Genomic DNA, 20,210 nt, shown 5'->3' with positions numbered 1-20,210 from the left:
TCTCTGAGGAGACGCAATATATATGTCCACCTACTTAGATATCCGTAGCAAGTAGCTTCGTTCTTTAACTTGAGGGACAACATATGGCAGATATTATTGACTACAAAATCTACGGCGACGATTTGCAACTCATCGAGATTGAACTCGACCCCAAAGAAGGCGTCAGGGCTGAAGCTGGAACCATGACATACATGGAAGGCGACATCCAAATGCAAACATCCACAGGCGGCGGCTTATTTCAAGGTTTCAAACGAATGCTGACAGGAGAGGGTTTTTTCATTACCACCTTTGTCAACGCCGGAAATCGTAAAGCCCGCGTAGCTTTTGCCGCCCCCTATCCGGGTAAAGTAATTCCCTTAGATTTAGGTCAACTTGGCGGTAAATTTTTGTGTCAAAAAGACTCATTTCTCTGTGCGGCCAACGGCATTGACATTGAGGTAGCTTTCACGAAGCGGCTCGGTGCCGGTTTCTTTGGCGGAGAAGGTTTTATTCTGCAAAAGTTGCAGGGTGACGGGCTAGCTTTTGTTCATGCGGGAGGAACAATAGTTGAGAAAAATTTGGGAGTTGGCGAAGTGTTGCGAGTAGACACCGGCTGTTTAGTAGCTTTTGCAGCGACTGTAGATTACGATATTCAGTTTGTTGGCGGGTTTAAAAATGCTTTATTTGGAGGTGAAGGCTTGTTTTTGGCAAAGATGACTGGGCCGGGAAAAGTATACGTGCAAAGTTTGCCACTCTCGAAGTTAGCTGAACGGATTTTAGCTGCTTCTCCACCTCCTATTTCGAGCAGCTCTAGCAGTTTTAGTTTAGAGTAAAATAACCATTTATGTGCTTGTGTAGGGTGCGTCAGCTAGCAGATTTTCCGGCTTACCCAGAGACTGTTAACTGACGCACCTTCTCAGAGAAAATCAGCGCTCTCAGGTGCGTCAGCCCACAGATTTTCTGGCTTACCGAGAGACTTTTAACTGACGCACCCTACCCGGAGAAATTACCTATGAATGGCAAAGTATTAGAAATAGAAAACTTGACTGTGAGTTTTGATGGTTTTAAAGCCATCAACGGTTTAAATTTCAGCATGGATGCGGGCGAACTGCGAGTTATTATTGGGCCCAATGGTGCGGGAAAAACTACTTTTCTCGATTCAATTACTGGGAAGGTGCAGCCGACTGAGGGCAGGGTGTTATTTAAGGGACAAAATTTACGCAAGTTGTCGGAAGATAGGATTTCGCGTTTGGGAATTGGCCGCAAGTTTCAGACGCCGCGAGTTTACTTGAATTTAACGCCACGCGAAAATTTGGAATTGTCTTGCAGCCGCGATAAAAATGTTTTTTCTACTTTGTTTAAGCCTGCTTCTGCTGCTGAAAAACGCACGGTTGCGGGTTTGTTAGAAACAATTGGTTTAGTTGCTAAAGCTGATATTTCGGCTGGTTTGCTTTCTCACGGGGAAAAGCAATGGTTGGAAATTGGAATGTTGGTGGCTCAATCTCCTGATTTGTTGTTGGTAGATGAACCTGTGGCGGGTTTGACGGATGAGGAAACGATGTTAACTGGAGAGTTGCTGATTTCGTTGGCAGAAAGTCATTCGGTGTTGGTAATTGAGCACGATATGGAGTTTGTGCGGCAAATTGCGCGGCAGGTGACGGTGTTGCATCAGGGTGCGGTTTTGTGTGAGGGGACTATGGATGAGGTGCAAAATGACGATCGGGTAATTGAGGTATATTTGGGAAAACCTGACAGTTGACAGTTGACAGTTGACAGTTGACGTATCATCTTTGGTAAATTAACCACAAGATTTGTAGGGGCGGGTTAACCAACAATCTTTCATCCTCACCGACAATCTACAGAAACCCGCCCCAGCGACCAAATTTGAGCGCGGGTAATTCAACGGACACGAGGCCAATTACCAATTACCAATTACCAATTACCAATTATCCATTACCCATCTAAAAACTATGCTACAAGTTTCTAATTTGAATGTTTATTACGGCGAAAGTCACATTTTGCGCGATGTCGATTTAAGCGTAAATGCTGGGCAAATGGTTTGCTTGATCGGCCGCAATGGTGTGGGCAAAACTACGATGCTAAAAACGATTATGGGGTTGCTGCAACCGCGCAGTGGCACTATTGCTTTTGGCGGACAATCTATTGCTTCTAAGTTGACTTACCAGCGGGCTAGATTAGGCATTGGTTATGTGCCTCAAGGGCGTGAAATTATTCCACGTTTGACTGTAAAAGAAAATCTTTTGTTAGGTTTGGAAGCGAAACCAAGCAAAACCAAAAATCCTGAAGTTCCTGATGAAATTTTTGAGTTATTTCCGGTTTTGAAAACTATGCTCGATCGCCTGGGAGGTGATTTGAGCGGGGGACAGCAGCAGCAGTTAGCTATTGCTAGGGCTTTGATGGGTGAGCCGCAGTTGCTGGTTTTGGATGAACCTACGGAGGGGATTCAGCCATCGATTATTTTAGATATTGAAGCTGCGGTGCGCCGTGTGGTTGCGACTAGGGGAATTTCTGTTTTGTTGGTGGAGCAACATTTGCATTTTGTGCGGCAAGCTGACTGGTATTATGCTATGCAAAAAGGCGGGATTGTGGCTTCGGGAAGCACTAGCGAGTTAAGTGATGAGGTGATTCAGAGGTTTTTGGCTGTTTGATTCAGAAGGAAGGCACGACACGGATTTGGACACGGATACACGGATTAATTAACAATCTGGAAATGAGGCAGAGCCTCTAGGTGTTTATTCCCAGGCTCTGCCTGGGAACAAGGACAAGGAGGCAGAGCCTGGAAGGGATGCAGTCCGCGCACCATGCGGACTTTGTTTGACAAGAAGCGATTTCAATCGCGCCGGAAACGAGACTATATTATTGATTTTTTCTGCCGTCTGGCATTGTGGTGCCGGCCATACTTGCTCGATCGATAGTAGCGCCATCTATATTAGCATTGCGGAGGTTGGCATCGGAAAGATTGGCATCTCTCAAGTCAGAAAATCGCAAGTCTGCACCGTCTAGATTTGTCTTTGTCAAGTTAGCTTTTCTAAGGTTAGCGTTGCTGATTCTCGCTCCTACTAATTCGGCTCCGCTTAAGTTTGTGCGAGCTAGATTGGTGTTGACAAAATCTGATATCTCGAAGCGACTACCGCTGAGGTTGGCATCTGATAAATCCGATCCTGTCAGGATGGGATTTTTTAAGTTAAGGTTAACTAATTTTACGGCTCGGAGGTCGCAGCGGGAGCAGCTTTGAGTTAGCAGCAGCGTTTCGACGTTGGCGTTGATTTGGTCGATTTGTTGCTGGGAGAAATTTTCGGCAAATTGTGGGGAGACGTAGCCGAGCTTTTTGGGGTCGTTTGCTTTTGGTTGGGGTGTTTGGATTGGGGGTGTTTGGATTTGTTGGGGTGTTTGGATTTGTTGGGGTGTTTGTGGTTGGGGTGTTGGGATTGGTTGGGGTGTTGGGATTGGTTGGGGTGTTGGGATTGGTTGGGGTGTTTCTATTTGCCCGATCGCACTTAGTTGCAGCCCCACCTTCGGCAGTTCGAGAGTTGCTGCAAAAATTAGTAGGGCGATCGATAATATTGTGATTTTTCTCATAAATAAATAACAAGAGTGCAAAAATACCATTGATATTGTATGATACTCCGAAAAGCGAACGCCCTACATTGAGATCAATAAATCTCAACTTAGATCAAATACTTCGGAACCGTCTGGTGTGCCAATTATCTTTTATATTGCTGTTTAGCAGTCAGTATTTAGCAGTCAGTATTTAGCAGCGAGCTATGAAGATTCTGTTAGTAGAAGATGACTATCGCATTGCCCAAGCATTAGCAGAAGCCCTCACCGACCAACATTATGCCGTAGATATAGCCGCCGACGGTCAAGAAGGTTGGAACTTTGCAGAAGCTTTTACTTATGACTTAATTCTGCTAGATGTGATGCTGCCAAAATTAGATGGAATTAGCCTTTGTCAGCGCTTGCGCCGACAAGGTTTAAAAACCCCCGTGTTAATGCTAACAGCCAGAGACACCAGCAATGATAAAGTCATGGGATTAGATGCGGGAGCCGATGATTATGTCGTTAAACCTTTTGATTTGCCCGAATTAGCAGCAAGAATTAGAGCCTTACTGCGGCGGGGAAGTACAACTTTACCACCAGTATTAGAGTGGGAAAATCTGCGTTTAAACCCGAATACCTGCGAAGTTACTTATCGCGATAATTTGCTGCATCTTACACCAAAGGAGTACAGTTTGCTAGAATTATTCCTGCGAACAGGAGGGCGCGTTTTAACACGGAGTGCTATCCTAGACCATATATGGGCTTTTGAAGACTCGCCAGGAGAAGAAACCGTAAAAGTTCATCTCCGGGGTTTGCGGCAAAAACTGAAAGCTGCAGGTGCACCAGCTAATTTTATTGAGACTATTTATGGCATCGGTTATCGGCTCAACCAAAACCTCTAATCCCCAATTTCAAGCTTTGGGATGGCGTTTATTGCTATCTTACTTAACAGTAATGGTAGCTATTTTAGGAGCTTCTGCTATTGCTGTTTATGAATTATTTGCCAGCAGTCTGTATCAAGAATTAGACCAGAGATTGGAGGTTTTGGCTCAAGCAGCTTCTCACAGTTTAGTTGCGATCGAAAAGCAGCATATTTCAGAAAATCCAGAAAAAAAAGGCGATGAATCTGACCAAGAAAGTGAACAGCGCAATGATGATATTCAAATTGAACTCCATCGGAAAAAAGTAACGCGCCAGTTAGATAAAGACGGAGACTTAGACATTCCCTGGCAAAATCTGCGGGAACCAGATCAAGCTGTAGAATGGTTTAATGAAGCAGGTAAAATGTTAGGAAATTCCGGCAATACTTTACCGCCAGTACCGATAAAATCGGGTTTCCAAACCATACAAAACGGGCAAATTCGCTCGGCGACCATTCCAGTTTACATTTCTTATGATAATAAAAAGCAAGAATTAAAAGGTTATATTCGCACCAGCGAATCTACTAAAGAAGTCGAAGAAGTTCTCAGCAGACTCCGCTGGAATTTGGGTTATGGGAGTATTATTGTTATGAGCTTGACTGCGGTTGGTGGTTTGTGGCTGACTAAGCAATCTCTCAAGCCAATTGAGGATAGTTTTCAGCAGTTAAAACAATTCACTGCTGATGCTTCCCATGAGTTGAGAAGTCCGCTGACAGCGATTAAAACTTCTGTGGAAGTTATGCAGAGTCATCCAGAGAGAATTCATGCAGCGGATGTTAAGAAAATGGCGGCGATCGCCTCTGCTACTAAACAGATGACTCAGTTAGTTGAAGACTTACTTTTATTAACTAGAATGGATGCACCAGCAGCCAAGATCGCCCGCGAGTGGATAGCGGTGCCGTTAGATGAACTATTAGAGGATTTGCTAGATTTGTGGGAACTGCAAGCTCAAGAAAAGCAAATTATTCTCAAGTCAAATTTAGCCATTAATACGTCTGTAATGGGAGATGCTGCACAGCTAACTCGTTTGTTTTCCAACTTGCTCGGAAACGCAATTCATTACACACCAGCGGGCGGAAGTGTGACTGTTTCTCTGAGCAGACAGAACCGATCGACAATTGTGAGTGTAGAGGATACTGGTATCGGCATTGCTCCAGAAGATGTAAAGTTAGTTTTCGACAGATTTTGGAGAGCAGATCGAGCCAGAAATCGCCGCGAAGGGGGTTTGGGGATGGGATTGGCGATCGCCCAAGCAATTGTCCAAAGCCATCGAGGAGAAATTAGCGTTACCAGTCAGCTAGGAGTAGGTAGCTGTTTTCATGTAAAATTATCCTCAGTAGCTTAAGAGTTGATATTAATAAAAAACCTTAACTCTTCTTCCCAGATTCTCCTTGTTCACCGCTTTCTCCAATGCTGAATTTGTTGATGGGAAGTTAACAGCAGGTTGGTACGCCCAACAAGTAAAAAATAACGCTCAACTAAAAAATGATGCGGCTCCAACTCAAGAACTCAGAAATTTAGTCAACCAAGCACTAAAACGAAATTCTTTATTCCAAATAGCGGCGCGCCCTAAAGCGATGCGTCCGATTATGTTGAGTCGCTATCAGGGAGGAATGTACTACGGCACACATATTGATAATGCGATTATGGGAGATGAAGAACTAATGCGATCGGATTTGTCTCTCACTCTATTTCTCAGCTATCCTGCAAGTTATACGGGCGGGGAATTAGTGATTGAAAGTACCCAAGGACAACAAGCTTTTAAACTTGCTGCTGGTTCAATGGTTGAGCAGGACTTACGCAAGAGACCAAGGAATAAGGGCAACCACCGGGGGGATTGCCCCTACATTCACACGAGATATAGATGTCGTGCGTCCAGGACTATTTAGGAGGTTTTGGAGGCGGATGAAATACATTTTAGGTCTTTCCGAGTTCTTTACTTTGTTTTGTCATAGTAATTATGGTTATCAAAGCGGTACTTCAGGGAGTTTTAGCAATTATGGATACACAAGTGACGGCACTTTCTATCAAAATGAAATTATTTGCAACATGAATTACCCATTTTGACCAAAGAAACCGGGTTTTTTACCGAATCTGCGGGGATCACAAAATATTTTCGCAAAAACCCGGTTTCTGCCTACCCGTGCGTCCAAGAGAATCTGATTTGTCAACAACAAAACCTCTAAAAAATAGGAGAATAAATAGATGGCTAGGATTAATTTTCGCAAACTTCACCGCCAAGTTGCACCGATTATTTTCATCCCTTTACTATTGACTGCATTAACTGGTGTTACCTATCGGCTCGCACAAAGTTGGTTTGGTATAGAAGATGATGCTGCCGAGATTTTTATGGTGATTCACCAAGGAAGCTATCTCGGAAAGGAACTCAGACCTTTTTATGTGCTTTTGCTGGCTTTGGGAGTGATTGGGCTGATAGTCACTGGTTTGACGATGACCAAATTTTTGGGTGGCGCACGCCCTGAAAGACCAGGTGCTAAACTTGATTTTCGTAAGGTTCACCGTATTGCTGCACCGATTATTTTATTGCCTTTAACAGTCAGTACGGTGACAGGTGTAATCTATCGAGTTGGCAGAAGCTGGTTTAAGATGCCGAAAGAGGTAGGAGAAGTTTTTTTGAATATCCACCAAGGAGAATATTTGGGAGATTTTTTGATGCCAATCTATGTGTTTTTGGTGGGTTTGGGTGTGATTTTGCTGCTGGTAACAGGAATCAATATGACTGGTATTTTTCGGAAACGTCGCCCGCAAACAACAGAGGAAGATAGCTAATATAGCCTTTCTCAGAAAAATGAGGTACTCATGGGCATAGGGCATAGGGCATAGGGCATAGGGCATAGGGCATAGGGCATAGGGCATAGGGCATATCTCACTTTTTTGAGAACCGCTATAGATTTTTTTTCCGGGAATGACTGATGAATATCGTGGTTTTAATCCTCTTTACAGTTGCATCTTTTTTGGGGAACTGGTATACAATAATTATCTGGTCACTGACCTTTAATTAAGATGATGAATAGAGGTATTGAAACGGCAAAAAAAAGTCTAAATTCAAAAAATGTATGGGAAAGTCGGCTACAAGGAAGTCGCACCAGTGCATTTCTCAGTGAAGTATTAAGTAACAGCGGTCACTTTTTAATTCTGAAGACTTTATCAGACTTGATATTAGCGGGTTTGTTCCAATTTATCACAGACCCAACTGAATATTTACTGATAGTAGCAATGCTTGTTCAGGCTTGGTATCTGTCGAGCTCGAAATGCCACCGTTTTTGGGGAAACCTGATCTGCGTTGGTATCTATACGCTGATTGATGTGCCGATAGACGGGCTAGATTTTTTCCAAAATCTGAGTCACATTGTCTTTTGGTTATTTTCTCTGATGATTGCTACTTTGCAAGGATTGCGATTCCATTGGGCTAAGGGTATTGATGATTGGCTGATTCCACTGGAAAGTTTGGTAAGGGCTCTGATGGTGGTAGCTTTTTATGTTGTGATTGGGATTAAGTCTCAATATTTAATTGCTAATTTAGAATTGATAGTGACATTTTCGCGGACGGCAACGCACTGGTTTCTTACTTGGAGTATGGTGTTTATCGGTTTGCTTTTGGGGTTGCAGTCACTACAGATTGTAAAACAAAGAAAGCAGCTAGAAAAAACAGCTCAACTACTAGGAAATATGGCAAAATGGGGAATGGGAAGTCATGTAGTAGACACAGCGCTTAATAATCCAGCAGGTTTGGCTTTTCAAAAGTGCGATCGCACGATTTTATTTATGGATATTCGCGGTTTTACAAGTTGGTGCGAAAAAACTTCCCCTGAGACAGTTGCAGCGGTTCTCAATGAATATTACCGTTGTGTTGAACCAGCAGCTTCTCAGTTTCAGCCTTTAAGAATAACTTTTACAGCCGATGAAATTATGGCTATTTATGCTACGCCACAACAGGGAATTGCTGCGGCTAAATCTATGAGTAAAGCTGCTTCAGAAATGCTTGAATTATATGGAATTGGTGCGGGATGCGGGGTGCATTGCGGAAGCGTTATTGAAGGGCTATTTGGCGGTGCAGATGTTCGGACTTATACGGTGATTGGTGATGTTGTCAATACAGCTAAACGCTTAGAAAGTGCCACGCCTGGTGGTGCAATTACTATTTCTGATGCTGTTTATCAAGGGATGTCACAACATCTAACGGTGGAACCTTGTGAACCGATAGTGGCTAAAGGTAAAACAGCAGCTTTAATTGCATGGCGGTTAATATAGCTAGCCGTCACGGATTGCGAACATAGAGTAAAAAAATGGCGATATATTCAATCAGAAAACTCTGATTATATCCTCTGGTGAAATAGCTCTAAGTTTAGATAAAAAACTTCTGTACCGTCTGGCGAGCGAATTAACTTTTCTACGGCGTTAGGGAGTTGATCTTGGCGGTACAATTCGGGAATTTCGCATAAGTTTTCTTCGGATATTTCCAATATTTTCGGCATATTAGGAACCGGAATTCCCAGGCGATCGCTCTTATTTAAACTGCAAACAATCAGGTAGTTGTTGTCGGCAATAGTCTGGATGCTGGGAAATATTTTAGATAAACTAATCAGCGTAATTAGTTCTTCTTGGTGTCGCACTAAACTTTGACCGCTATCTAAAAAACCGTAGGGAGTAAAGTCTTTAACAATACGCTGCACTCGTTCTATAGGAACAGCATAGTAGACGTTCCCCAGTTCAAAGGAAACCATTTTTTTAGGGGCAATTCTAACAGTGGCTTGTTTCTTGCTCCGAAAGCGGCGATTGTAATTGGCGTGAGTCATTCGATTTTAGATTTTAGATTTTAGATTTTAGATTGAGGATTATTGGATTGAAGATTATTGGATTTTAGTAGGTAAGTCGGCTGCGTAGTTGACCACTATTATTCGCTGGTGCAATTACTTTTGATCTAAGTTTTGTTTGAGATTAGGGATTATTTGAGTGGAGATTTGAGATTTTGGCTTAAATTATTGAGTGGTGGATTAATTTGGGTATAGCTTGTAAAAGTTGGGCTTCGCTGTAAGGTTTGGTGAAGTATTGATTGGCGCCTAATTCCATTGCCATTTGCCGATGTTTGGGCCCGCTACGGGATGTCAGCATGGCTACGGGAATCTTAGCAAACCGCTGGGTCGATCTGATCGATCGCAACAATTCAAATCCATCCATCCGAGGCATTTCAATATCCACGATCGCCAAACTGCAATCAAGACCATTTTGCAACTTTTCCAGGGCATCCACGCCGTCTTTCGCCTGTACCACCCGGTAGCGAGCACGAGTCAGCGTCAGAGACAACAACTGGCGAATTGTATAGGAATCATCCACTACCAAAATCTGCGGTGACCGACTCGCACTCGCCGGCATCTCCTGCACTTTACCGGAGACAGCGGCGATCGAACTATTTACCACAGGTTGGCCCACCAAATCGTCCACATCCAGAATATTCACCACGCGCCCGTCCCCCAAAATCGTAGTCCCCAAAACGCCGCGAGGCTTGGATAGAGGCGGTGGCAAAGGTTTAACCACAATTTCCTGCTGACCGATCAGCCGTTCCACGGCCACCGCCAGCATTCCTTCGGTAGAAGCCAAAACCAGGACAGGAATTTCCTCTTGGGTCAAAGGGTCAGGAGAGGGGGCATCCGGCGGGAGGACGCTGTATTCGAGCAAATCTTGCATCCTCACCAAACGAATAAATTCTTCCCGCCACCACAGCATCGGCTGATTGCCGGCAATGTGAACTTCCGAGGCTTTAATGTGCAGAATTTCCTCGACTGCATCCAGCGGCACTGCTATTTTATTGTGATCTGTCTTCACCATCAAAGCATCAGTAATCGACAGCAGCAGTGGCAGTTTAATGATAAAACTCGTACCTTTTCCCAGGCGAGAGTCTACCTTCACAGTCCCCCGCACAGTCCGCAAATTTGTTCGCACCACGTCGAGCCCGACTCCTCGCCCCGAAAGGTCACTGACCCCTTCTGTAGTGCTGAAACCCGGCCAAAACAGAAAATCGTAGAGTTCGGCAATGGAAAATTCTTGAGCTTGTTCCTCCGTAGCCAAACCCTTTGTGACAATTTTACGGCGAATCATTTCCGGGTCAATGCCTTTGCCGTCATCGGCGACAGTAATAATAGTTTGGCCGCCTTGGTGGCGGGCTTCTATTTCAATTTGACCGCTGGCCGGCTTGCCGCTTGCTTTCCGAACTTCGGGAATTTCGATGCCGTGGTCGAAAGCGTTTCTCACTAAGTGTATTAAGGGATCGCGCAAAGCATCGAGCAAACTTTCGTCTATTTTGGTATCTCTTCCCACTAGCAGCAGGTTGACATCTTTATCGTATGTGATACACATCTCCCGCAGGGCTCTGGGCAAGTGATCGACGGCGCGACTGAAACTCACGACTCGCAACTGCATGACGCGGCTGCGTAGTTGTTCGGTAATGCGGCGCAGTTGGTCGGTACTGCGCTCGAATTTCATGGCTAAGGTGTCTAATTTGGTGGCGGATTGAGAAATTGCTTGGGCAGTTTCGATGACTTCGGCGGCTGTCGAGTGGAACTCTGTATAACGATCCATCTCTAAGATATCGAAGTGAGCATGGGCCGGAGAGGATTTGCCGTTAGCAATCATGGGGAATTCTGTTTCTGCGGCTGCAAGTTTTCCCAATCCAGAGTTCCCGTTTCCCCCTCTCCACTCTGCAAAGCTCAGTCTGTCGTATTCTTCTCGCAACTGACCGCCGAATTGGTTCAAATCTACGATGTTGCGGCGGATGCGCTTGACTTCGCCCCGCAGTTCGGATTCTTGAAGTTCTAAATTTGTACGGTTGATGACTAATTCCCCGACTAGATTCACCAATTCAGTTAAGCGTTCTAAGTCTACCCGGATTGTCGGCCTTTGCGGGTTGGGGACTGGGAGAGAGGGGGAGATTTCGGGGAGAGTGGAGGAGGGGGAGATTTCGGGGGGAGTGGGAGTGGGGGAGAGTGGGAGAGTGGGAGAGGGGGAGATTTCGGGGATGTCGATCGCCCTTCCTTCCAATATTTGTTGGCGTGCGGTTTGCAAGTTTTGGGCGATCGCCCAACCGTCGGATTGCAACCGTTGTAGAGTCAAGTCGGGAGAGTCGATCAAAGCGCTGAGGGCGGCGGCGACTTTCCCAAAATCCGGCAATTGCAGCATTCCAGCCAAACCGGAGAGTTGGTAGTAAACCTGCTTGAGGGCGGTGACAGTTGTTGCCAAATCTGCCTCGTCAGCTTGGGAAAGCTCGGTTTCTAGGCGATTGAAGAGTGCCGGCACTTGCTGTTCAAAAATCAGTTTCAGGGTTTCCTGGGCGGGCGATTGACTGGCTGCGGTGACTGGCGACGGTTCTGACTTGCCGTACTTGGCCTGGAACTGGGCGAAAATTTGGGCGATCGCCTCCAAGTTTTCGGTTTGATCGGGAGTTGTGACATCGGAGTGTTGAACTGATTCGAGCGTAATCTTTTTGAGAGCATCCACCCCCCGCAGCAAAACACTCACAGTAGTCGGTTCCAGAGCCGCCAAGTCTGTGCGATCGCGCAAAATGACAAAACAGTCCTCCAGCGTGTGAGCTGCGACAGACACGTTTTGAAAGCCCAACATCGAACCCGCACCTTTAATCGAGTGAGCCGCCCGAAACATTTCTTTAACTGCCGCTTGTCGCTCTTTCAAACCCGCAGCTTCCATCGCCAGCAGGTTCGTCTCCATTGACTGAAGAAACTCTTCGCATTCTGCGGTAAAAGCATCTATTAATTCGTTTAAATCGTCATCATTCATATTAAATTAGTCATTAGTTAGCAGTCATAAGTCATTAGTCAGTTCTTATATTATGTCCGGTTCATTTCAACCCGCACCACCCAAATAATCTGGTGAAACCGGGTTTCTTCCTAGATTTATCGTACTCAACCCGAATTTTTCGGAGAAACCGGGTTTCTTCCTAGATTTATCGTACTCAACCCAAATTTTTCGGAGAAACCCGGTTTCTTGCCCCAACGACAGAAATGCGATCGCACTTTTTGCGTTGGGAGGGGGCGGGTTTATGCAGATTGTCGGTAATAATTCAAGATTTTTGATGAACCCGCCCCTACAGAATTGTGGTATTTAACCGGATTTAATATGACCAATGACTAATGACTAATGACGAATAACTAACTGCGGAAATTCGCCACCGACTTTTGCAATTGGCCCAGAGAACCAGACAGCTCGTCCAAAGATGCTTTGACATCCGCACCTTTTTGTGCAGTTGTATTCGCAATCTCGTTGACTTGCTGCATACTGTTAGCAATTCCCTCAGCCGAAACAGTTTGCTTGGCAGATGCGATAGTAATATTCTGCACCAAAGCATTCATTTCTCGACTAACTTCGATGATGGCATTGAGGTGAGTTTTGGCTTCGCTTGCTAGCTTAGTGCCTTCCACTACCTCCAGCGTCCCCGATTCCATTGCCTTCATCACGCGGCTGATTTCTTCTTGAATTGTACCGACAATTTCCGAGATTTCCTCCGTAGCGCCGGCGGATCTTTCTGCTAATTTCCGCACTTCTTCGGCAACAACTGCAAAGCCTAAACCTTGTTCGCCGGCTCGCGCCGCCTCAATAGTAGCATTCAGAGCTAATAAATTAGTTTGCGAAGCAAGTTGAGAAATCGAAGTCACAATTTTGCCAATTTGCTGCGAAGATTCGCCCAAACGTTTCATCATTTTCGAGGTAGAGGCGATCGTCAACCGGAGCCCGTTAATGCCTTCGACAGCTCGATCGACCGCCATACCGCCGACTTCAGCCGTTTGAGAAGACTGCTGAGCCACTGTTTCGGCCCGCACCGAAACATCTCGCACGTCGCGGATCGAATTCACAATCCGCTCTATTTCGCGCATGATGGCAGATATTTTTGCTGCTTGAATTTCTGCCTGTTGGGTGAGTTGACTGGTATTGTTAATTGACTCGTCGGTGGCAGATGTTACCTGTTCGGCTAAAGTTTGAATTCCCGTTACTACTTTCCGCAGAGAACCGATTAAGAAGTTGAAAGAGTCGGCGACAGCACCTAAAACATCGTTAGTCACTTCCGCCCTGACTGTCAAGTCGCCTTGAGCCGCGCCTTTAATTTCTCCCAACAATTTAAGGACTTGCTGCGTCAGAGAATCAGCTTCAGCTTTACGTTCTGCTGCTAATTTTCCTAGTCGTTCTTCTGCCTCTTTGCGCTCGGTAATGTCAAAGCGAATGGCGATATATTTGACTATTGTGCCACTGGTATCAAAGATGGGGGAGATCGTCGAATCTACCCAGTAAAACGAGCCATCTTTGCGTCGGTTTTTGATTTCCCCTTTCCACACCAAACCGCGAGAAAGTGTCACCCACATTTCTTCAAAAAATGATTTGGGATGGTAGCCGGAATTGACGAGGCGGTGGTTGCGGTGCAGGAGTTCTCCCATGCTGTAACCGGAGATTTCAATGAATCCGTCGTTGACGTAGGTAATCATGCCTTGCAGATCGGTCTCGCTGACGATCGCCGATTCGTCTAGGGCATTTTGCCGCGTTTTGAGTTCTTGCAGCAAGCGTTCCTGTGTCTCGGCCAACTGCTGCATTTGCTGCTGGGACGATCTTTCCTGGGTGACGTTGCGGCAAACGACTACGCCGCCTTTGAGTGCGCCCGTTTCGTCTTTGAGCGGCCGGCCGGTAATTTTCACCCACAGGCCCTCTGGATTCCCTGCGTGGCGGGTGAAAACCTCTACGTTCTCAGGAGATTCTCCTCTAATTGCCCGTGTTAAGGGGATCTCGGCTGTGGGATAGGGAGTTACCGTATCGGGCAAGAATAAACCGTATCTTGCCGACCATTCGTCGGGAAGAGTATCTGTCGAACCCGTGCCAAAGATATCTGCGGCGGCGGGATTGAACAACACAAAATTGCCTTTTTCGTCGGCAGCAATTATGCCGTCGCCAATGCTATTTATTAGCAGTTGCAAGAGATTGGTTTGTTGCCGAAATTGGTCTTCGGAACGGGCTAATTGGGCTGTTGTTTTTTCCAGTTGCACCATCGCCTGTTTGCTTTCAGTAACGTCGCGAGCGACTGCATACATGAGCTGTTGTTCGGTTTCAGGTCGCACTTTCCACGACAGCCACTTGTAGGAACCGTCTTTGCAGCGGTAGCGATTTTCAAAAGATTTTAATTCGGCGCCACTAGCTACTTTTTCCGCTTGTTTTCGGGTTGATTCGCGATCGTCTGGATGGACTAAATCGATATAATAGTTGTCTTCGAGTTCATGCGCCTTGTAGCCGAGTGTGTTTTCCCAAGAGGGATTGATACGCTTGAATTTGCCTTCAAAACTTATAATACAAATCAAGTCTAGGGAAAGGGTAAAAAATCGATCGCGCTCTTCTTCTGCTTTTTTGCGATCGGTAATTTCGATCGCCACACCGCCGACACCGATGGGTTTGCCGTCAGCTCCGGGCAAAGGAAAATATGACGCCAGCCAATCTCGCACGAGGCCCGGTTCGTTGACGGTTGTACCCGACACCTCAACGTTTAAAAACGGTTGGTTGGTGGCGAGAATCTGCTGCAACATCGGCTGTAGGGTATCGACCATTTGGGGTACAACTTCCCTCACCGTCTTGCCGAGGTGTTCGGCAACTGAGACGCCTGTGGTTTCCGCTAATTTCTCGTTAACTTGGACGAAGCGCAACTGCTCGTCAAAAATAAACATTGAGGCCGGGGCGGCTGTGAAAAATGCGTCAAACCGGGTTTGACGCAAAACTAATTCTCGTTCTAGGGCTTTGCGATCGGTGATGTCGCGAGCTTCGGGAATCAGCAGCACGACTTTGCCGCTGTCGTCTACGATCGGCTTGAGGGAGAAGTCCACAGTTATCACAGCACCCCCAGCAACGAGCACGTCGGCTTCGTAGCGGACTACCTCGCCGGCGGCGGCTTTTACGATCGCAGCTTGCACTTTTTGCTTGGCTTCTGGGGAAATTTGCCACCACAAATTATCTGCAAACTGCGTGCCTACGAAGTCTTCGCGCTCCATTCCGGCGATGTCGAGGGCTGTTTGGTTGGCTTCCAAAACGGTTCCGTCTGGTTTGAGCAGCCCCACTAATTGAAACGATTGGTCAAAAATGGCTCGGAACAGTCTTTCGCGATCGCGCAGCATCTCTTCTGCGCGTTTGCGATCGGTGATGTCGCGACTAACTGTTGCCAACCCGATCGGCTCGCCGGTTTCTGGGTTTTTGACCGTAAATAGGGTGAAGTCAACCGGAAAGTCTTCGCCGGTTTGAAAGTTCCTCAACCGGAATTCACCCTGCCAAAAACCGTCTCGCACAGTAGCCGGCACGATTTCTTCTTGGAAAATCTTACCATTTTCTACTGAGAAGAAGTCATACATACTTTTGCTTTTGACTTCTTCAATATTTGGCAATCCTGCTAGTTTCATTCCCGCGACATTCAGGTATGTTGCCTCTCCCTCCAGGGTAGCCGTGCCGATAAAATCAGAGCTACTTTCTACTAGCGAAATCAATCTTTGCTTTTCGATTTCTGCTTGCTTGCGCTCCGTGATGTCGTTGTTAGTTTCTAAAATTGCTTTCGGTTTTCCCTGTTCGTCTCGCTGCAAATTCCAGCGACTGAATACGGTAATTTTGGTATCATAATTGGTGGTGTGAATTAATTCTCCTTCCCAATAATCCTGCTCTTCTAACTGTGCCGAAATAGCGGCTAAAGGCTGGGGATAAATGGTGTGCAATAGAGTATGGGTGACTTTCCCCAGGGCGGCTTTTTTTGTCCAGCCGTACATCCGTTCGGCTCCCTGACTCCAATAATTAATGGTGCCGTCCATATCCCGAACGATCAAGCCATCGCTGGCAAGATCGAGCATTTGCAAGTTCTGCTGCAAGGCTTCTTCTGTGCGCTTGCGTTCTGTAATGTTGCGGGCGATCGTTGAGATAAATTCAACTTCTGAATTCTCGGATTTGTGGGCAACAATTACTTGAGAAACTGGTATTTCTTCGCCGTCTAAACTCTGCCAAACTGTCTCGCCGCTCCACACCCCGTCCCGGCAAGCTGCGGGGATGCCGACGTTCACAAGAGTGTCGATACTTTTGGGGGATGTCAGGTCAGAAATGCGGATTCCGGTTAAATCGGCGTCCTCGCCAACTCCCAACATTTCTCTGGCTGCGCGGTTGATATAAATGGTGCGCTGTTGGGTGTCGGCTATGCCTACCCAGTCTGTTGTGGTTTCTAAAATTGCTTTGAATCGCAAGAGTTCTTGTTCAGATTTCCGGCGCTGTGTGATGTCGCGCGCGAAGCCGACCATTCCTAAAATGTTGCCTTCTGCATCTTTGAGGGGCAATTTCTGGGTGTCGAAGGTGTGTACTTTGCCGTCGGCTAAGGTGGCTAAGTCGTTGGAGGCGGGCGCGAGGTGGTTGCCGGCCCGGAAGTTTTGGATTTGGTTCTCGGAATCGGTTTCGGCCTGGAAGTTGGCGAAGATGCGATCGACCGATATACCAATTTCTGCGTCGTCTTTGCCGATAATTTCTGCTTGGGTTTTGCCGAAGGCGGCGGCGAAACCTGCATTGACTAGGGTGTAGCGCAAGTTTCGATCTTTGACAAAAATGCAGTCTGGCGTAGCGTCAATGACTGTTCGCAGCAAGTTTTGGGAGCTTTCTACTTCTGCCAGTGTCTGCCGCAGTTGTTCTTCCATTTGCACGCGATTGGTGATATCTCTAATCGCGCAAACGAGAAATTGTCTACCGTCGGCATCTACAAAGGTAGATTTTTTGGCGGAGACAAAGCGGGTGTTTCCTGCTTGGTCTGTGATAGTTTTTTGGATTTCGGTGCTGGTATTTGTCAAAAAAACTAATTCGTCTTTTTTTCGATATGTCTCTGCTTCCTGTTTGGGCAAAAACTGGTCGTAGGATTTGCCAATTAGTTCTTCTCTGCTGTGACCTAGGTGTTGACAAAAAGCATCGTTTAATATTAACCAGCGGTGCTGTTTGTCTTTGACGTAAATCGGGTCGGGGATGCTGTTGAGGATGTTGTTTAAGAATTGTTCTGAGGCTTTTAATTGCTCTTGGACTGCGGTGCGATCGCGAATTTCCTGTTCCAATTGTGCATTAGTTTGCAGGAGCTGCTCGGTTCTTTCATTCACTCGCTGCTCTAGTTCTGCCGTTAGCTGCTGCAAGGTCGCTTCTGTCTGTTTGCGCTGGGTAATGTCGCGGCCTTCGGCGAGGATTTGAAATACTTCTCCTGTTTCATTTAACAGCGGCTTAAAGGACACATCAATTACTGTCACATGGTTGTTGGGGCCGGTGATTTCGTATTCTTCCCGGACAAACTTGCCTGCCGAGACTTGTTTAATGTTCGTTTTTAGGCGCTGCTGGTTGGTTGGAGATGATGCCCACCCTGGTGTCAGCCAAAATTTCAGCCCCAGCACTTCTGATGCTTGGAAATCGCCCAATTCTAGCGCTGTCTGATTTGCTTCGATCAGAGTACCGTCTGGATCTAATACTGCGATCGCTTGAAAAGCTTGGTCGAAGATTGCGTGAAATCGCTGGGTAGTTTCGCTCAGTGCTTGTTCTGTTTCTTTTTTAGAGCTCAAGATTTGCTTGGAACCTACTAAGAATCCGTAACGGTTGGACAAACTCAAAAAAACGAGCGCCACCATTACAGTTATCCAATCGAACACACTTTGTGCCACCTGAGAGTGGGGCAGCCCTAGGTATTCGGCGGCGTGGCCACTGTGGCCGAAAGCGCAGCTCCAAAATATGCCTGCTGTGGCTGTGGCGAAGATGTCGAACCCGAATTGACGGTTTCGCCACAAACCTAAGCTGATTATCCAGGCGATGGCAAAGTAACACACACAAATGATGCAATTAGCAGCTCCAATTACCACCGATTGGGAAAAGTCAGGCAATGTCAGAGTCAAAGTCGTTGCGATCCAGGTATAGAGAATTTCGATCATAAAATTAAGGATGGGCAAATCGGATGCCGACGATCGTTAGTTAAATTTATTCATGCACAGCCGTTGCAGACTTATCTGTATTGTTGATTTTTACCAGCGTTCGGAATGGGCGATCGCTTCTACATCGACAATCATTAGCAAGCGTCCTTCGGAATTGTACAGACCTTTTAAGAATGGAGCTAGGTCGGGACTGACATCTAGTGCTGAGACAATGCGATCGGGATTGAGAGGTAAAACTCCTTCGACGCGGGAGACGGCTAATCCCAGGCGCATTTTCGACAACAATCTCACGTCTCGTGGATCGGGCGCTTCTACCACTAAGATGCGGCTGTTTGGGTGGTAGGTGTCAACCGACTCAATACCTACAAACAGTCCAAAGTCTGCCGCTGCTAAGATTTCGCCCCGCAAGTTGGTTAATCCCAGCAAAAATGGCTGGGTATTGGGAACCAGGGAAATCGGTTGTTCCTTGAGGGAAAGGACTTCCCGCACTGCATCTAATTCTATGCCGAACAGACTGCCTCCTTGACCGAACAGGAGAAATTGCTTTGTTGCACTTGTCTGATTCCCCCCAGCGGGGGGAGCCGTTATTTTCATGGCTTATTTTTAGTTTCTAGTGTAGCTTACAAATTAGAGTGTTGCTTTGACCCTAAAGCCGATCGCCCATCGAGTTTTTCAGCATCACTTTGGGTGCCTCAAATGTTTCCGTTAAATAAATCGCGGTTGGGCAAATAAGCAGGTTTTTATCATTAAACATAAACTTTTATGGAATTCAAAAACCCAGTTTATTAAAAAAAACGGGGTTTGTCGGTATAATGTTTTTTGGGAAGCGGCCGATCGCTTTATATTCGGTTTACGCTGAAAGCAGGCGCTGCACTATGTGGACGAGTTGTTGAGGTTCAAAGGGTTTACTGACGTAAGCGTCGGCCCCTAAATCAGTTCCCCAAGCTTTATCGATCTCGGTGTTTTTATGAGTACAAAATACTACGGGCAATTTGGCAGTTGTGCGATCGCCCCGCAATTCTCTGATCACTTCAAACCCGTTCATTCGTGGCATCACTACATCTAAAACGACCAAAGCCGGAGGGGTTTTGCGGATCAGGGCGATCGCTTCTTCGCCGTCACCTGCCCGCATCACATCCAATCCGGCATCTTGAAGAATGCGGCAGATAATTTCTAGTTCGCTCTTAACGTCGTCCACTACTAAAATTTTGGACATGATTCCCCACTTCCTTGCTGTTATTGACAGCGGACTATGTTTATTTAGAAGCTGACGCGATCGGCGGCGATGGGACTATACCGCTTTGCGGACAAATTAATGTACTTCCAAATACATTATATAGCCGATCCTAGGGCTGAAGGTTAGCTGTCAGCGATCAAAAACGATAAAAATTTACTTGACTAACAGAATCGCTCTGAATAAATTAATCGGCAATTAGTAATTGATTCGTGGTAATTCGCTGTTTTGAAACCAACTACTCTCAGTAGAAAGCTCCCTAAGCAGACAAAAGCCGGATATTCTACGTATTTTTTTTAGCTTGATTCCCAATAATCTAGTTGTGGACAGTGCCTAAATGAGGGTGCTAAAATATTTAAGTATCGGAATTAATAGCAATTTAAAAGGAGCCATAGCGAGATTACTACAGGTATTCAAATAAGTTTTTCTTGTTAAAATACAGCACAATCTCCCTGAGCAGTCGCTATTAGGAATGAGAATTAAATAACTTCCACTTTTGAAAGTGGGATGGGCGTCCCGCCCGGCCAAAAAGGACGGGCGGGA

General features: G+C 46.1%; 14 protein-coding genes. 8 read left to right on the top strand and 6 right to left on the bottom strand.

Translation table 11 applies throughout. The features are described 5' to 3' along the window. Window positions 1–83: 83 nt before the first annotated feature. The 3 genes from QUB39_RS21250 (at window position 84) to urtE (ending at window position 2,648) form a co-directional block, all read left to right on the top strand. The gene (locus QUB39_RS21250; RefSeq protein WP_333055598.1) at window positions 84–812 is read left to right on the top strand and encodes a TIGR00266 family protein; all 729 of its coding nucleotides are present in this window, start codon (window positions 84–86) and stop codon (window positions 810–812) included. Window positions 813–991: 179 nt separating this feature from the next. Further along, window positions 992–1,738, top strand: coding sequence for an urea ABC transporter ATP-binding protein UrtD (gene urtD / locus QUB39_RS21245; RefSeq protein ID WP_333210697.1), 747 nt, complete (start codon window positions 992–994; stop codon window positions 1,736–1,738). A gap of 211 nt (window positions 1,739–1,949) precedes the next feature. Next, window positions 1,950–2,648, top strand: coding sequence for an urea ABC transporter ATP-binding subunit UrtE (gene urtE, locus QUB39_RS21240; RefSeq protein WP_333055596.1), 699 nt, complete (start codon window positions 1,950–1,952; stop codon window positions 2,646–2,648). 208 nt (window positions 2,649–2,856) lie between these two features. On the opposite strand, the gene QUB39_RS21235 is transcribed toward urtE, so the two are convergent. Then, window positions 2,857–3,579: a pentapeptide repeat-containing protein gene (locus QUB39_RS21235; RefSeq protein ID WP_333055595.1), complete on the bottom strand. Its 723-nt coding sequence runs from the start codon at window positions 3,577–3,579 to the stop codon at window positions 2,857–2,859. A 185-nt stretch (window positions 3,580–3,764) separates the two neighbouring features. Here QUB39_RS21235 and QUB39_RS21230 point away from each other — a divergent pair, with 185 nt between their 5' ends. The 5 genes from QUB39_RS21230 (at window position 3,765) to QUB39_RS21210 (ending at window position 8,732) form a co-directional block, all read left to right on the top strand. Then, window positions 3,765–4,442 (top strand): response regulator transcription factor, encoded by a 678-nt coding sequence (locus QUB39_RS21230; RefSeq protein WP_333055594.1) that lies wholly within the window; start codon window positions 3,765–3,767, stop codon window positions 4,440–4,442. After that, the gene (locus QUB39_RS21225) at window positions 4,408–5,805 is read left to right on the top strand and encodes a HAMP domain-containing sensor histidine kinase (RefSeq protein WP_333210694.1); all 1,398 of its coding nucleotides are present in this window, start codon (window positions 4,408–4,410) and stop codon (window positions 5,803–5,805) included. Before QUB39_RS21230 ends, QUB39_RS21225 begins: the two co-directional genes overlap by 35 nt. Before the next feature lie 46 nt (window positions 5,806–5,851). Then, on the top strand, window positions 5,852–6,349 hold the full coding sequence (locus QUB39_RS21220; RefSeq protein ID WP_333055592.1) for a Fe2+-dependent dioxygenase: 498 nt from the start codon (window positions 5,852–5,854) through the stop codon (window positions 6,347–6,349). 316 nt (window positions 6,350–6,665) lie between these two features. Further along, on the top strand, window positions 6,666–7,250 hold the full coding sequence (locus QUB39_RS21215) for a PepSY domain-containing protein (RefSeq protein ID WP_333055591.1): 585 nt from the start codon (window positions 6,666–6,668) through the stop codon (window positions 7,248–7,250). Window positions 7,251–7,484: 234 nt separating this feature from the next. Then, entirely contained in the window at window positions 7,485–8,732 is a 1,248-nt protein-coding gene (locus QUB39_RS21210; protein ID WP_333058419.1) for an adenylate/guanylate cyclase domain-containing protein, read from the top strand. A gap of 65 nt (window positions 8,733–8,797) precedes the next feature. Here the strand turns inward: QUB39_RS21210 and QUB39_RS21205 are convergent, their stop codons facing one another. The 5 genes from QUB39_RS21205 to QUB39_RS21185 all read right to left on the bottom strand — a co-directional run bounded on the left by QUB39_RS21205 (window position 8,798) and on the right by QUB39_RS21185 (window position 19,649). Beyond that, window positions 8,798–9,277 carry a chemotaxis protein CheW gene (locus tag QUB39_RS21205; protein ID WP_333058420.1) on the bottom strand — a complete coding sequence of 160 codons (480 nt, stop codon included), beginning with the start codon at window positions 9,275–9,277 and terminating at the stop codon, window positions 8,798–8,800. 178 nt (window positions 9,278–9,455) lie between these two features. Beyond that, window positions 9,456–12,269 carry a hybrid sensor histidine kinase/response regulator gene (locus QUB39_RS21200; RefSeq protein ID WP_333058422.1) on the bottom strand — a complete coding sequence of 938 codons (2,814 nt, stop codon included), beginning with the start codon at window positions 12,267–12,269 and terminating at the stop codon, window positions 9,456–9,458. 371 nt (window positions 12,270–12,640) lie between these two features. Beyond that, window positions 12,641–18,433 (bottom strand): PAS domain S-box protein, encoded by a 5,793-nt coding sequence (locus QUB39_RS21195; protein ID WP_333485156.1) that lies wholly within the window; start codon window positions 18,431–18,433, stop codon window positions 12,641–12,643. Window positions 18,434–18,523: 90 nt separating this feature from the next. Beyond that, window positions 18,524–19,027 (bottom strand): chemotaxis protein CheW, encoded by a 504-nt coding sequence (locus tag QUB39_RS21190; RefSeq protein ID WP_333080154.1) that lies wholly within the window; start codon window positions 19,025–19,027, stop codon window positions 18,524–18,526. 256 nt (window positions 19,028–19,283) lie between these two features. Continuing rightward, the gene (locus QUB39_RS21185) at window positions 19,284–19,649 is read right to left on the bottom strand and encodes a response regulator (protein ID WP_333058429.1); all 366 of its coding nucleotides are present in this window, start codon (window positions 19,647–19,649) and stop codon (window positions 19,284–19,286) included. Between the last annotated feature and the right edge of the window lie 561 nt (window positions 19,650–20,210).

Origin of the sequence: Microcoleus sp. AT8-B5 (assembly GCF_036705565.1) — a bacterium.
In the GTDB taxonomy this organism is placed as follows: domain Bacteria; phylum Cyanobacteriota; class Cyanobacteriia; order Cyanobacteriales; family Microcoleaceae; genus Microcoleus.
The sequence above is the reverse complement of the archived record's forward strand: the minus strand, read 5'-3'. Positions and strand labels throughout refer to the sequence as shown.

What these genes read in the sequence shown, in the direction of transcription:
- QUB39_RS21200 (WP_333058422.1), bottom strand. Translation starts at nt 12,269, where the DNA reads ATGAATGATGACGATTTAAACGAATTAATAGATGCTTTTACCGCAGAA.
- QUB39_RS21210 (WP_333058419.1), top strand. Translation starts at nt 7,485, where the DNA reads ATGATGAATAGAGGTATTGAAACGGCAAAAAAAAGTCTAAATTCAAAA.
- QUB39_RS21195 (WP_333485156.1), bottom strand. Translation starts at nt 18,433, where the DNA reads ATGATCGAAATTCTCTATACCTGGATCGCAACGACTTTGACTCTGACA.
- urtD (WP_333210697.1), top strand. Translation starts at nt 992, where the DNA reads ATGAATGGCAAAGTATTAGAAATAGAAAACTTGACTGTGAGTTTTGAT.
- urtE (WP_333055596.1), top strand. Translation starts at nt 1,950, where the DNA reads ATGCTACAAGTTTCTAATTTGAATGTTTATTACGGCGAAAGTCACATT.
- QUB39_RS21205 (WP_333058420.1), bottom strand. Translation starts at nt 9,277, where the DNA reads ATGACTCACGCCAATTACAATCGCCGCTTTCGGAGCAAGAAACAAGCC.
- QUB39_RS21250 (WP_333055598.1), top strand. Translation starts at nt 84, where the DNA reads ATGGCAGATATTATTGACTACAAAATCTACGGCGACGATTTGCAACTC.
- QUB39_RS21190 (WP_333080154.1), bottom strand. Translation starts at nt 19,027, where the DNA reads ATGAAAATAACGGCTCCCCCCGCTGGGGGGAATCAGACAAGTGCAACA.
- QUB39_RS21235 (WP_333055595.1), bottom strand. Translation starts at nt 3,579, where the DNA reads ATGAGAAAAATCACAATATTATCGATCGCCCTACTAATTTTTGCAGCA.
- QUB39_RS21185 (WP_333058429.1), bottom strand. Translation starts at nt 19,649, where the DNA reads ATGTCCAAAATTTTAGTAGTGGACGACGTTAAGAGCGAACTAGAAATT.
- QUB39_RS21230 (WP_333055594.1), top strand. Translation starts at nt 3,765, where the DNA reads ATGAAGATTCTGTTAGTAGAAGATGACTATCGCATTGCCCAAGCATTA.
- QUB39_RS21215 (WP_333055591.1), top strand. Translation starts at nt 6,666, where the DNA reads ATGGCTAGGATTAATTTTCGCAAACTTCACCGCCAAGTTGCACCGATT.
- QUB39_RS21225 (WP_333210694.1), top strand. Translation starts at nt 4,408, where the DNA reads ATGGCATCGGTTATCGGCTCAACCAAAACCTCTAATCCCCAATTTCAA.